We start from the raw sequence: 12958 nt of genomic DNA on the forward strand, positions 1-12958 counted from the left end.
CTCGAATGAAAACGTATATTCTGGGACTGTCATGCTACTTCCATGACAGCGCCGCCGCGTTGCTTTGCGATGGAGAAATTGTGGCGGCCGCGCAGGAAGAGCGATTCACCCGTATTAAGCAGGATCCTTCTTTTCCCGAAAATGCGGTTAAGTTCTGCTTAAACACGGCAGGAATTACTTTAGACCAGGTATCTCGGATTTTTTATTACGAAAACCCCACGGAAAAATTTAAACGCATAATGTCCACCGCCGTCACCTCCGGCTGGTCGGGGGTCAGATCGTTTTTTTTCCACGTGCCGGGATGGTTGACCAATAAGCTGTACGTCAGAAAAAAACTTACAAAGGCACTGGGCTTCGCCAACACGCCCGTGCCTGAAATTACCTATATTAATCATCATCATTCTCATGCTGCGTCCGCATTTTTTCCCAGTCCATTTGAGAAAGCATTGGTGCTTTGCATTGATGGCGTTGGTGAATGGGACACAACAACAGCCTGGGTAGGTGAAGGCAGTAAACTCACGAAGCTCTGGCAAACGCGATTTCCACATTCACTTGGTCTGATTTATTCCGCGTTCACGTTTTACTGCGGATTCAAGGTTGATTCCGGCGAGTATAAGTTGATGGGCCTTGCTCCTTACGGACGCCCCGTTTATGCCGATATGATTAAAAAGCATCTGATACAGGTGCAACCGGACGGCAGCTTTGAGATGGACATGTCCTATTTTGACTATGCCACGGGCGACCAGATGACGTCGGAAAAGTTTCACGACCTGTTCGGCGGCCCGCCGCGTGATGCGGAAAGCGAGCTTACTGAACGGCAATTCAATCTAGCCTCGTCCATACAGGCCGTTCTGGAAGAAGTGGTATTGCTTACTGCCCGTTATTGGCAGAAAAAGACGGGGTTGGAAAATCTTTGCCTGGCCGGAGGCGTTGCCTTGAATTGCGTGGCAAACGGCAAACTGGCGCAGGCGGGTATCTTCAAAAACATATGGGTACAGCCGGCATCCGGAGACAGCGGCGGTTCGCTGGGTGCGGCGCTCTCAGGCTGGTATGGACACGTAGGCGCACCACGCATACCTGATGCAGGAGACAGCATGAAGGGTAGCTATCTGGGGACCCGTTACACGCGCGAAGAAATCCTTCATTACCTTAATGAGCAAGGCGCAGTTTTCACCGAGCTCACGGAAGATAAACTTTGCGCGGAGGTTGCCGGGATTCTGGCACAAGGTAATGTCACCGGCTGGTTCCAGGGCAGGATGGAGTTCGGCCCCCGCTCACTCGGCGCGCGCTCGATCCTGGGCGATGCCAGAAATCGCCAAATGCAAACGGTAATGAATCTCAAGATAAAGAACAGAGAGTCATTCCGTCCTTTTGCTCCGGTCGTATTAGAAGAGCATGCAAAGGACTGGTTCAGCGTGAAAACGAAAAGTCCCTATATGCTGTTTGTCTACCCGGTTGCAAACTCCAAGCTCACACCACCTGGTCCCGGTGCCGTTCAGGTAAGCGGACTTGGAAAACTTAACCAAATCCGCTCACAAATCCCAGCCGTTACGCATGTTGATAATTCGGCGCGCCTGCAAACGGTCGATGGGAGTCACAACCCGCTTTTTTTCAGTCTCCTGAACGCCTTTCATGCGCGAACAGGCTGTCCGGTGCTGGTAAATACGTCTTTTAATGTCAGAGGAGAGCCGATTGTTGAATCACCTAAAGATGCTTATGTCTGTTTCATGCGCACATCAATGGATTATCTCGTATTGGGAAATTTTTTATTACGCAAACAGGATCAACCCGACTGGGAAGAAAAAATAGACTGGAAGAAACATTACCCTCTGGATTAATACTTTCGGAACCAAGTTCTCAAAGGATGAGTAATGAAATTTAAAAAAATGTCCCATCAAGAGGCGGTAAACCGATGCTATGAGCTTACCCCACAACTGCGTGAATACGATGAGTTCATGTACCTTGGCGTCCGGTGGTTGCCTTATACCATGTTTTTCCATCATCGGAATTATACCTCAGCGATTATCAATACGGATGACATGGGGTTTCGCCTGAGTTATTCCCCTTGCGGCTGGGCATCAACCGCCGATTTCCCTGCTGATAAACCCGTCAATATTGTGATTGGCGGTTCAACGGCTCTGGGTACCGGTACGACATCCGATGCAAGCACGGTCTCTTCCGCGCTGTCAAAACTGACGGGAGAAGTCTGGTTGAACTTTGGCGGGCGGGGCTATAACTCGGTGCAGGAAGCCATCATTTTTATGCTCAACCAGCATCGCTTCGATAAAATAAATAACATCATTATATTAAGTGGTCTAAACACGCTTACCTTGGAAGGACTGCCTGATGATTATACCAGTGAGTATGGTAAATACTATTATTCCTATGAATTTTTGCATTATATGAATAGATATAATGAGGACATTAAAAAAAGGGCAAATTCTTATGCTTCAATGAATGAATCAGCGGTTAAAAAATTAATTCCACGGCTCACCGAGAAATTCAATCATTGGCTGGATGATACTGAAGGGAACCCGGCAGAAAGGGTATTTACCGATACTCACATGGACCTGGCCGAGCGTATCAGCCGGGCCGCTCGCAGCACTATTGATTCCGCGGCGCAAATCAATCAGCTTGCCCGAAAAAATGGCGCCCGCGTGCATTATGTCCTGCAGCCTTTGTCCAGATGGAGTAAAGAGATCTTTCATGAAACAGAGGAGGAGATGTTCTATGCTATCGACGCCTGTGCTAATAACTTCTGGCGCTTATTTGAAAAACTCGCAACGCCGGATTTACATGAATCTTATTCTTCGCAGCTTAAACAGGGATGCTTGAATGAAGACATTTGTTTTTTTGATATGAACATGCTCATGAAAGACTCACCTATATTGAATGAAAATATCTATATCGACCACTTGCACTTCAACGATGCCGGTTACGAAGAAATGGGACGGATTATCTATGAACAAGTCATTTAACATGGAAGAAAAAAAGCATTCAAAGAACCTGCTTGTCAGAGTTTTCCGGCGGTTGTTTTGCGGAAAAAAGAAAAAAACGGGCACCACCTATCCCCTCAGATAAATGGAAAGCGAGACAATGTCTAAATATTCTGCAAACTGCAGGCCGGTCGTGGCGATAGTTGATGCCGTTTCCGCGGGTGCGCTGGTCACGCAGGAGATGGCCGGGCATTATGACCTGATACACATTGAGTCAGATGTTGCCGTCAACGCATTATCTCATCCCCGTTTCCATAAACATCATTTTAAGGCTTTTTATCACTGGGACCGTAGCCAGGCAGAAAAGTGCCTTGAACAAATCGCCTTGCACAATCCTTTGGCAATTATTCCAGGTCATGAATCTGCGGTTAAACTGAGCGAAAAAATTGCCTGGAGCATCAATGGAGATGGCAATAACCCTGCAACCACGGCACTTCGCAGAAATAAATTTCTGATGAATGAAGCAGTAGGTCGAGCGGGCCTGAAAACGGTTAAACAGGCTGCCAGTGATGACCCCTGCGTTCTGAAAAACTGGTTCAGGCAATATGGTCAATCAAAAGTTGTGGTCAAACCCCTCGACAGCGCTGGTTCAGATGACGTATATATCTGTATGAATGAAGCTCAGGTAGAAGACGCAGCACGCACCATCACCAGCAAAATCAATATCATGCATAACCGTAATGAAAAAGCGCTGATCCAGCAATTCATTGAAGGTAAAGAGCACGTCGTTAATACTGTTAGCCTGAACGGAAAACATAAAGTCACTGATGTATGGCGCGTTTCTAAAAAACTTTCTGTCGGCAGGAATCTATATGATTTTGATGAACTGTGTCCCCCGCGGGCTCCAGAGACAGAACGTTGTATCGCTTACACTCTCAAAGCACTTGATGCAATTGGTATTGTTAAGGGAGCGGGTCATACTGAGCTTATCTTATCCCCTGATGGCCCCAAGCTCATTGAGGTCGGCGCCCGCGTTTCCGGCGCTGCTAATCCTGAAGCGATACGAATTGCCACCGGCAGCGATCAGCTGGAACTGATCAGGTATGCCTATACGTGCCCTGAATCATTTTATCAGGCAAGCGAGCGGTATCAGCTCATCCGTCCATTACGCTGCGTTCATGCTATAGCGTCGCAGACCGGTCCTTTTTCCCACGCTGAACTGCGGAGTTTCCTGGAAACGTTGCCTGGATTTGTGAGCGCGGTGATGAAAATAGCCGAAGGCGCCCGACTCAAACCCACAACGGATGTCTACTCCTGCCCCGCTGCTTTCTTTCTGACGGGGATAAGTGAGCAGGATATCGCACAGGACTATGTACGATATCGTCAGTGGGAAGCGGCCAATCTCTGAGAGCAAACCGATGAAAAAAAGGGGTAAGGTCGCCCCGCCTTCGTGCAACTCGAATTATTTAGGGTATATTTCGTTGTTGTTCAGCCTCTGCGAGCTAATCTTTCACACTGCTGCCGCATGCCGGTAAAAATACTTTCAGCCAGTTCTGTAGGAAACGATTCCGGCAGCAACGCGGATACACGTTCAATCACTCGCGGCGTCATGGCGATAATGTCATCCATCATAGACTCAACGTATTGTTGAACTAATCCGGTTAATTTCCCATGATTAATCCAGTGCCGCCGCTGAATTCTATAGAGGTGGTAATAATTACTGTTCCCGCGTACTGCCATTGCAAGTTTGCATTTTTTCCAGGGGAAATGGCTATTACTCTTGCCAATTACCGGCCATGCCGATAAAACATCATAGAACGGTGTAAGACGATAACGGCCACAAGCCTCCACCGCGATGCTGAAATTTTTTGCATGCCCATCAGTGGCCGCTATTAACCAGAAAATGATTTGTACTTTGAAGAACAGTTCTCTATCCCGTCCTGCTTGCTCAGAATGATTCAGAATATCCATAATATCGGTAATACCCGGCCCGCCATCCGCCTGATATTTCCGTAGCGGAGAAATCCCCAGCGCTTGACACATATCCTCTTGGGGTAAACGAACGATCCATTGCCCATCGCCCGACCACCTCCTGTCAAAACGCTCAACGACTAATGCCTTCTGATCTTCAAACTGCGCAATCTGCGCTTTTGCAACAGGCATGTCATAGTTTTCAAGGATCAAAGAGCATAGCCATTCATTTTCAACCGAGCTACTCATATTCGCCTGCATATTGCCAACCAGTCCTAACGGCAGCTTGAAAATATGCGTTGTGGGGGTACTCCCTTCCGGCAAGCACCATTGCCCCTTGTGCCACAGTAAAGCCGTTTTTTCCTGCGCACCGGCAATAGATAAGCGCAGGTCGTCAATATCATCCTGTCGACCAGGTAGTGCTGTCGTGGTATTACGCAATGTTGTGGCGATCTCTGCTTCAGAAAGCAGGCGGAAATTCACCGAGCATAAATCCGCGGACTCTTCATCGACATTAAGCAACTGTATTGCGCCAACGCAATCTCTTCCTAACTCAGCCAACAGATCATAGGGTTCAAGGCTATCCGCCTGATAACGCATCGCTAAACGCCTTCGAATGCTTTCACTGTCAGGGAGTAGATTATCAAAATAGTCCCGCACAATATTGCCACGCCAATGTTGATTGCCGGGGGTAAAAGGCAAAGACAGCGACAAGGGCCGGCCTTGCTCGTCAGCGATCCACTCAGGCAGGTATCGCAATCTGTCTTCACCCTTAACCTTTTCCCAGAATCCGACCTGTATACCGTTCATCCAGATCGCTAAACGTTGTTGCTTGCTAGGCATATCATCACCACTTTTCCCGCCTGGCAGGCGAATTTATCTGCTTTGTTGGATCTTCTAACGGCTTTATGATTGTTGAAGATGCGCCGGATGAGAGCACTATTTCGATACCCAGCACATTGAACACCTTGAACAGACGCTCGATACTGGCGCTGGCTGGGTTTGCCTCCAGACGTGCATAGGTTTGCTGTGTTACACCTAGTCTTTCAGAAACATCCTTTTGCGTCAGCCCATTAGCTTTTCGAAAGCCAATGAGCAACGGACGTAACTGTTTCAAGGTCTGCAACGGATAAGCAGTATTCATAAAGCGTCAACCATTGTTGTAGAGATATATACAGACTATATGCTGTTTTCGAATACTACACCTTATAAGCTGTAAATGCAAAATACAGCCTATAGGGCGTACAGAAATAAAACAGCGTATAAGCCGTAAGATAGGTGATCTCTTGTACTTCAACGTGTGCAGTAGAAGCTACAGGCTGAAGCTGCGTAAAGAGTAGATTTTGTGGACACAAGGTACTCATGAGGCCGCCGGCGAGCGAAATTTGTAACATATTACCCTAATATTTCAGCATCGCCTGAGGCTATCCGGGTCGTGGAATGCGTATGAATAAATCCAACTCCGATTTTTTGAAAGGCGTTAACGATTTTATTTACGCCATTGCTTGTACCGCAGAAAACAACTACCCGGACTATCCCAATACCACACTGGTCAAGATGCGGATGTTCGATGAAGCCACGGCGAAACACCTTGGCGTATTGTTATTCCATAAAAACTGATGGAGTGAGTCAGTCTAACATTAACGCTCAAAAGCTAGCTGCTTATCCTTTAAATGTTCCTCCCCTAATCTAACAACTCGAAATTGTCCGCCGAGTGGAACAACTCTTTGCGTACGCCGACGTCATTGAAAAACAAATTTACATCGCACTTACCCGCGTTAACAACCTCACACAATCTATTCTGGCGAAAGCTTTTCGCGGTGAACTGACAGCGCTATGGCGGAAATAAAACCCAGAGCTGATAAGCGGTGAAAATAGTGCGGCGGCGCTACTTGAGAAAATAAAAAACGAACGAGCCGCCAATGAAAATAAAAAAACAACGCGTAAAAAACTCTAAATGCTAATTGAAGCGTACTACTAATATGCGCTTAAAAATTTATTTTATCTACCCATTTATTTAAGCATATTTTTACACTATATATTGCATAATTGCCGTATCCCGTAGGGTCTAAAAACTCTATATTTTTTTAGACCCAGCGCCGCTTAATAAATGATGTTTTATGGTCGATAAGATTATTTAAAAACAAATATATTGAGAATGTCAGCAGAATTTCTACATTCAATTTCGACTTGTTATTTTAGCCTTATTAGGGTCTTAAATTTCTTTTCCACTGGTCTGAAGGTGACAACGTTTCATGATGGACATTAGGTTGGCTGCTTCGGTTTAGCTGGGTAGGTCCCATAGGAATGTGAGGCATCTGAATATCTAGTGGACAATGTCCCTTTGCTGCTTGCACTACATTTTGTACGGCGGCCAAACCCGCACCCAATGGGACACCGGCGGGGCCAGAGGTTGCCAACCCTAACCCTGCGCCCCAAGCCACATCATTCGCAAGCCCTCTCGCAACTTCTCTATTATTAGGTCCAACATTTGAATTATTCATAACTATTCCTTTTCTTGATAAATCCATATATTAACAGGATGATGATAGCGATAACCATGGTAATGGCCGACGATATACAATAATGCAAAAAACCGTCCTTAGTTAAGATATCTGTTTTAATTTGTTCTAGCGAGCGTAATTTAGATAAATTTGATAAAAAAGCCAATAGAGCAGTCGATAAAATTGTTTTAACGCTAATTTCTTTGAGTTTCTTGCTAAGGAATATTGCTATCAGTACAAATCCTAGCGGCTTAAATATATCAATTTCCATGAGATTGATTTCCTTTAGTAACTATAGATAGAGATATACCGCTGGTTCTTGTTTATGTCCTTACTTCAAACATCTACTATATTTTTTTATAAATTTTATCAGTAATCTAACTATTGCTTAATTCAGGCATTTTGACTCAGATGTCAGATTTGATAAAATTTTCCTTGGTTTTTGTTGATTTATTCTGCGCCAAGATACCCAACCCTCTGCCATCAGACAAGTCCTGCACTTCATATTATCAGCCACATTTTGGAAAAATGCGCGGGCAGGTGCTTTGGCCGAACTAACAGGAACGCAGCGGAAAACTCCAGACACAAAAAAAGCCACCCTTGGGTGACCTGATTTTGTACTAATGGTGCGAAGGCCGGACTCGCACATAGCATTTAACCTATTGTTTATTAATGAATAAATATTAGTCAGCTTTCATTTATACCAACATAAGTACCAACAATACTTGTCGTAGGGGCTATAAATGATTTCCGCTGGACGCAGTATACTTCCATTGACCCATGTTGACATCCCCGACTTCAAGGGGGCATTTTTACATTGGCGGCAACCAATAAACTATGGATGGGTTATGAAAATTATCAACTGTGACATAAGAGACGTGACTACCGGAGATAACGTCAAAGTGATGGTACCGTCAAACATTTATGGATGTGAGCTTCATGACGATGTTTTTGTCGGCCCCTTCGTTGAGATTCAGAAAGGATGTGTCATTGGGCGCGGCAGCCGCGTACAGTCACACACGTTTATTTGTGAGAACGTGTCATTGGGGGAGAACTGTTTTATTGGGCATAATGTCACATTCGCCAATGATCTATTCAGGCGTGGTGCGCCAGACCCAGATCCAGGAAATTGGATTAAAATCAGCCTTGGCGATAATGTCACCATCGGCAGCGGTGCGACGATACTAACCGATTTCATTTGCTGTGGGTCAGTGATAGGAGCTGGAGGAGTTGTAGTCAATCCCATCACGGTGAAAGGGATTTATGCCGGCAACCCAGCCCGATTGATTAGAACGCTGTAAAGGTGTGGGCCTGTTTAACAGGCCCACAGGCCGAAGCCACGCTAAAGATAAATTTGAGAATAGGGCAACTCGTCGTAGAGACAGCGGCGGCGAACGGGCGGACTGGTCGCATCCTGAATATCCTGTACCTGATTCAGACTGGATTGCTTTCGCTGCCTATACTGAATTTGTCCCGCTACATCCTGGAAAGGTGTGATGATTACTACAGATTCCTGCGCAGGGTGACAGAAGAGGTTGACTGGGAATCGTGGATTTTATTTATATTAGAGGCAGTGAGGAACACGTCTCGGTGGACGAGTGACAAGATATCGGTTGTCAGAGAACTAATGGCAAAAACCACAGTGTACGTGCGCGAGCAACTGCCGAAAATCTACACCCATGAACTTATCCAGGCGCTTTTTGCGCAGCCGTATTGCCGGATCGATAACCTTATTGAACGAGGTGTGGCCAAACGCCAAACGGCATCAACATACCTCAAACAGTTAGTGACCATTGGCGTACTGGAGGAAATGACTGATGGCCGTTAAAAGCTGTATATCAACGCCAGGCTGCTGCGTGAATTGGGCCAGTAACGTGGACGCTATCTAGTAAATACACCTTGCCTATAAAATAGCCAGCATCAGCAGATGAGTGGGTTTTGCATGCCGTTACGGGCAAAGCTCTCGGGCGGCGTCATCAGGCACGTCTTGGCATCGAGTGAGTAAACGGTAAGGGGCTGGGCATCTTTGTTAAGGCTGAAAATGCTCGAATTTTTGGGGAGGCTACTTCGCAGGCTGCTTTTGGCACGTTACCGAACTCTTCGGCGAGATTCAATAAACCCACTTTGTGTTTAATGACAGGATTGTTAGAGAGAAGCATGAAAGTTACATTTTGTGTTTTGTATAAGGATTCGACACCCATATCAAAACCGGTAACTCTCAATCTTTTAAGCTGTTGTGTCAGATGTACTCATGACGAACACAGATTATGCGTATTTGGCCGGCTTTACTTTCTTTCTCGGTCCCACAATATCCATTTCTTTCTCTTTCTGACCCACTTTGGCGAGTTTATTGCCGTCAATAGTTGCCCAGAAATCTAAGGAGCGTTTCGCAGCAGCCATCGCTTTGTCAGAATCGATTCTTTTAGTTTGCTTGATCATTACGCCTCCTTTTTTCTTACTATCATTGCATACAATTCTACATCAACTCTGTTCATTTAACAAACAGCCCCTGTTAGCCATAGAGGTAACTTCTTACTCATCAAGATCGACGCCATTCACCTTGATACGGATCATTTCCAGAATGTCCCGCACTTCAGCCGACATTTTATCATGATCATTCCACACTTGAGCAAAGCCATACGACCTGTAACGTGGTTGGGCATCAGGAATTGGATCTTGAATAAAAATCTCTTCAAATTCAATGATATTGCAGAATGTTGTTGAGTATATTAAGGCAATAATCAGCACATTGCCTGTCAGAGCAGTCTCTTTATCAGAGATAAAATTCTCCAACATGCAGGTAGATGTCAATAACGGTTTAAAACTGATCCACTTTTTTTCATTAGCAACGGTTGAATATTGATCCACCTTTTTAGTCGGTTTTCGCGTTAGCGATCACCCCAGCCTTCCTCTTTTGCTTCAGCCGATAGCTTTCTCCTTTGATCTGCACAACATGTGAATGATGTAATATCCGATCCAGCATGGCAGATGTTAACGCGGCATCTCCCGCAAACGTCTGATCCCATTGCCCAAACGGGAGGTTCGATGTCAGGATCATTGCGCTTTTTTCATAGCGCTTAGCCACCACTTGGAAGAACAGTTTCGCCTCATCCTGGTTGAACGGCAGATAGCCTATCTCGTCTATTATCAGTAGCTTCGGCGTCATTACTCCCCGATGGAGTGTGTTTTTATACCTCCCTTGGCGTTGAGCCGTTAAAAGCTGAAGCAGTAGATCGGCTGCCGTAGTGAACCGGACTTTGATGCCAGCACGCACCGCTTCGTAGCCCATCGCTATCGCAAGGTGTGTTTTGCCAACACCGGATGGCCCCAACAGCACTATGTTTTCATTACGTTCAACAAAGCTCAGTGATCGCAACGATTGAAGTTGTTTTTGTGGCGCACCGGTGGCGAAGGTGAAGTCATATTCTTCGAAGGTTTTTACCGCTGGGAAGGCTGCCATCCTTGTATACATCGCCTGTTTACGTTGATGTCGGGCCAGTTTTTCTTCATGCAACAGATGCTCCAGGAAGTCCATGAAGGTCCATTCCTGCATTGCCGCTTGCTGGGATAACGCCGGCGCTGCACCGATTAGGCTTTCGAGCTGAAGTTGCTCTGCAAGTACCATCAACCGTTGCTGTTGTAGTTCGACCATCAGAGCACCCCTTGTACAGAACGTATCATAGACCGACAGCGGATGATGAAGCGGAGTACAGTCCAAGATTGCCGTGTTTTGCACTACCAAGGGGGTTGTACTCTGCCGCAGTAGCGGCAACGTCAGCATGGCCTGTTGATCTTCCAGCCACCGATCGCAAGGACGAGCTTGGATAGTTTCATGTTTCCGCTGATTGGCAACGTCATATAACCAACGCAAGCCGTAGCGGTTGGCCGTCTCAATATCAAGTTGGACATCGGCGGGTTTGAGCCGTGTCATCAGCGGGACATAGAAGCTGTGGCGGGTATATCCCACCATTCGCTCAACTTTCCCTTTGGTTTTAGCCCGAAAGGGGCGGCATAAGCGAGGCGAGAACCCCATTTCCTTACCGAACTGCCATAACGACGGATGAAAGCGATGCTGACCAGGTTGATAAGCGTCCCGTTCCACAACCACGGTTTTCATGTTGTCGTACAACACTTCCCGGGGAACGCCGACGAAAAAGGCAAAAGTATAGCGATGGCACAGTTCCAGCGTTTCATAGCGCATATTGTCAGTAAATTCGATATACAACATCCGGCTGAACCCTAGCACCGCGACGAACACGTACAGAGGTGATTTACCGCTGCGCATAGTTCCCCAGTCCACCTGCATTTGCTGGCCGGTTTCGGTTTCAAAACGAATAACAGGTTCAGGTAACGTGTTTTGGGATAGTGAGCGAATAAATTCCCGAAGCACCGTCATCCGGCCTTGGTATCCATGCTCAACAATCTCACGATAAATCACGGTAGCAGGAATTTTCCAGGGACGAGCATCCTGGATACGTTGTTGTATGTACTGGCGATAATCATCCAGAACGGAAGAAGCCCTCGGCCTGGGGGAATAACGCGGCGGCTCAGGATCAGCCGAAAGGTAACGTTTCACCGTGTTACGTGAAATACCGAGTTTTTTGGCAATGTGTCGGGCACTCATTCCCTGCTTATGCAGGATCTTGATTTCCATAGCAGTCTCAAAAGTAACCATAAGCTCTCCCGTTCAGAGGAGAGCAGATTAACCCCTGGATCAAATTTCAACCGCTGGGGTGGATCACTTTTGCACCGATGGCGACACTGTGGCGATTCAGATAATCGTTTTGATAGATCAATATCGCCTTATCGATCGTTAATAACGATCGATGAATAATTTCAACCTGTATGTATAACCTGAACCTTCTTTACCTAAAACGTATCGCAGATACCTTCCCTGACACTGGAAACCTACCTGAAAATGTCGGCATTGCGTCTTGCCCGGCCGCTCTTCGATAACACTAATGTTTCACTGGCAGCTAAGTGTTTATCAAAAGGTGGTGAAGTTGCCTCTCCCTGCAGAGCCAATACAAAAGGCCAGCTTCCATCTCAGGCCAAGCATGGCGGTGACCATCCTAACCTTCGCCTTCCAAGCACATTGTCATCGGTATGAAGTTTGCGAGCGGCTATGGCGTAGCGGTCAAGGGTACTTCCAGCGGCAACATCAGACGGCAACACGCATTCACCCAGTTGAAGCACAGGTCCACACCATGACGCGCTAGGATTTCCGTCTGGCGATACAACGGCACATGCTCGGCATACTTTGATGTTGTCAGCACCTGGGCCAGCAGACCGGCACCGGTTAACCTGATCGATGGGACCGGAAGGGGCTGGAGATTCAACGACACAGTCGCACTTGGCGCAGGCTTATTTCACCCGGACGGTACGGATAACTTTCAGAGCGCGACGTATCAGCTCAAGCTACTTGGTCGTGAATGCCGTTTTATCATAATTGATTTCACGTCGATAAGAATGGGTGAAATAAGCGCGCGATACCGAAAATTAATCAATGAAGCGAGACGGCCGCTTGCCTACACATCTACCTTGATC

Annotated in this window: 10 protein-coding genes and 5 pseudogenes; 7 read left to right on the top strand and 8 right to left on the bottom strand. The window is 46.6% G+C overall.

The window, feature by feature from the left end; genetic code table 11:
* Positions 1–5: 5 nt before the first annotated feature.
* The 3 genes from ACL2XO_RS26095 to ACL2XO_RS26105 all read left to right on the top strand — a co-directional run bounded on the left by ACL2XO_RS26095 (position 6) and on the right by ACL2XO_RS26105 (position 4344).
* Entirely contained in the window at positions 6–1838 is a 1833-nt protein-coding gene (locus ACL2XO_RS26095) for a carbamoyltransferase (RefSeq protein WP_413741878.1), read from the top strand.
* Between the two features lie 33 nt (positions 1839–1871).
* Positions 1872–2978: an SGNH/GDSL hydrolase family protein gene (locus ACL2XO_RS26100; RefSeq protein ID WP_413741879.1), complete on the top strand. Its 1107-nt coding sequence runs from the start codon at positions 1872–1874 to the stop codon at positions 2976–2978.
* Between the two features lie 118 nt (positions 2979–3096).
* A complete protein-coding gene (locus ACL2XO_RS26105; RefSeq protein ID WP_413741880.1) occupies positions 3097–4344 on the top strand; it encodes an ATP-grasp domain-containing protein in 1248 nt (415 codons plus the stop codon).
* Between the two features lie 80 nt (positions 4345–4424).
* On the opposite strand, the gene ACL2XO_RS26110 is transcribed toward ACL2XO_RS26105, so the two are convergent.
* The gene (locus ACL2XO_RS26110) at positions 4425–5750 is read right to left on the bottom strand and encodes a type II toxin-antitoxin system HipA family toxin (protein ID WP_413741881.1); all 1326 of its coding nucleotides are present in this window, start codon (positions 5748–5750) and stop codon (positions 4425–4427) included.
* A gap of 4 nt (positions 5751–5754) precedes the next feature.
* Positions 5755–6051 (bottom strand): helix-turn-helix transcriptional regulator, encoded by a 297-nt coding sequence (locus ACL2XO_RS26115; RefSeq protein ID WP_413725964.1) that lies wholly within the window; start codon positions 6049–6051, stop codon positions 5755–5757.
* 302 nt (positions 6052–6353) lie between these two features.
* Between ACL2XO_RS26115 and ACL2XO_RS26120 the strand changes: the two are divergent.
* Positions 6354–6512 (top strand): annotated as a pseudogene (locus tag ACL2XO_RS26120) (hypothetical protein); the annotation flags it as partial.
* A 61-nt stretch (positions 6513–6573) separates the two neighbouring features.
* Positions 6574–6864: pseudogene (locus ACL2XO_RS26125) on the top strand (restriction endonuclease subunit S); the annotation flags it as partial.
* Positions 6865–7403: 539 nt separating this feature from the next.
* On the opposite strand, the gene ACL2XO_RS26130 reads toward ACL2XO_RS26125, so the two are convergent.
* Complete coding sequence (locus tag ACL2XO_RS26130; RefSeq protein WP_413741882.1) at positions 7404–7682, bottom strand: hypothetical protein; 279 nt, start codon at positions 7680–7682, stop codon at positions 7404–7406.
* Positions 7683–8259: 577 nt separating this feature from the next.
* Here ACL2XO_RS26130 and ACL2XO_RS26135 point away from each other — a divergent pair.
* Both ACL2XO_RS26135 and ACL2XO_RS26140 read left to right on the top strand, forming a co-directional pair.
* Positions 8260–8712 carry an acyltransferase gene (locus ACL2XO_RS26135; RefSeq protein WP_413741883.1) on the top strand — a complete coding sequence of 151 codons (453 nt, stop codon included), beginning with the start codon at positions 8260–8262 and terminating at the stop codon, positions 8710–8712.
* Positions 8713–8804: 92 nt separating this feature from the next.
* Positions 8805–9239: pseudogene (locus ACL2XO_RS26140) on the top strand (Fic family protein); the annotation flags it as partial.
* Between the two features lie 437 nt (positions 9240–9676).
* Here the strand turns inward: ACL2XO_RS26140 and ACL2XO_RS26145 are convergent.
* The 5 genes and pseudogenes from ACL2XO_RS26145 to ACL2XO_RS26165 form a co-directional block, all read right to left on the bottom strand.
* Complete coding sequence (locus tag ACL2XO_RS26145; protein ID WP_165934208.1) at positions 9677–9850, bottom strand: hypothetical protein; 174 nt, start codon at positions 9848–9850, stop codon at positions 9677–9679.
* Positions 9851–9943: 93 nt separating this feature from the next.
* Positions 9944–10279, bottom strand: a complete 336-nt coding sequence (locus tag ACL2XO_RS26150; protein ID WP_413741884.1) for a hypothetical protein — start codon at positions 10277–10279, stop codon at positions 9944–9946.
* A gap of 4 nt (positions 10280–10283) precedes the next feature.
* On the bottom strand, positions 10284–11066 hold the full coding sequence (gene istB / locus ACL2XO_RS26155; RefSeq protein WP_413743112.1) for an IS21-like element helper ATPase IstB: 783 nt from the start codon (positions 11064–11066) through the stop codon (positions 10284–10286).
* Positions 11067–12086 (bottom strand): annotated as a pseudogene (gene istA, locus ACL2XO_RS26160) (IS21 family transposase); the annotation flags it as partial.
* Between the two features lie 422 nt (positions 12087–12508).
* Positions 12509–12829 (bottom strand): annotated as a pseudogene (locus ACL2XO_RS26165) (IS66 family transposase); the annotation flags it as partial.
* Between the last annotated feature and the right edge of the window lie 129 nt (positions 12830–12958).

It is taken from the genome of Sodalis sp. RH15, assembly GCF_047324255.1.
Lineage (GTDB): Bacteria > Pseudomonadota > Gammaproteobacteria > Enterobacterales > Enterobacteriaceae > Acerihabitans > Acerihabitans ligni.

Excerpts from the sequence above, each read along its gene's own strand:
- ACL2XO_RS26145 (WP_165934208.1), bottom strand. The coding sequence starts at position 9,850 with ATGATCAAGCAAACTAAAAGAATCGATTCTGACAAAGCGATGGCTGCT.
- ACL2XO_RS26115 (WP_413725964.1), bottom strand. The coding sequence starts at position 6,051 with ATGAATACTGCTTATCCGTTGCAGACCTTGAAACAGTTACGTCCGTTG.
- ACL2XO_RS26110 (WP_413741881.1), bottom strand. The coding sequence starts at position 5,750 with ATGCCTAGCAAGCAACAACGTTTAGCGATCTGGATGAACGGTATACAG.
- ACL2XO_RS26130 (WP_413741882.1), bottom strand. The coding sequence starts at position 7,682 with ATGGAAATTGATATATTTAAGCCGCTAGGATTTGTACTGATAGCAATA.
- ACL2XO_RS26095 (WP_413741878.1), top strand. The coding sequence starts at position 6 with ATGAAAACGTATATTCTGGGACTGTCATGCTACTTCCATGACAGCGCC.
- ACL2XO_RS26135 (WP_413741883.1), top strand. The coding sequence starts at position 8,260 with ATGAAAATTATCAACTGTGACATAAGAGACGTGACTACCGGAGATAAC.
- ACL2XO_RS26105 (WP_413741880.1), top strand. The coding sequence starts at position 3,097 with ATGTCTAAATATTCTGCAAACTGCAGGCCGGTCGTGGCGATAGTTGAT.
- ACL2XO_RS26100 (WP_413741879.1), top strand. The coding sequence starts at position 1,872 with ATGAAATTTAAAAAAATGTCCCATCAAGAGGCGGTAAACCGATGCTAT.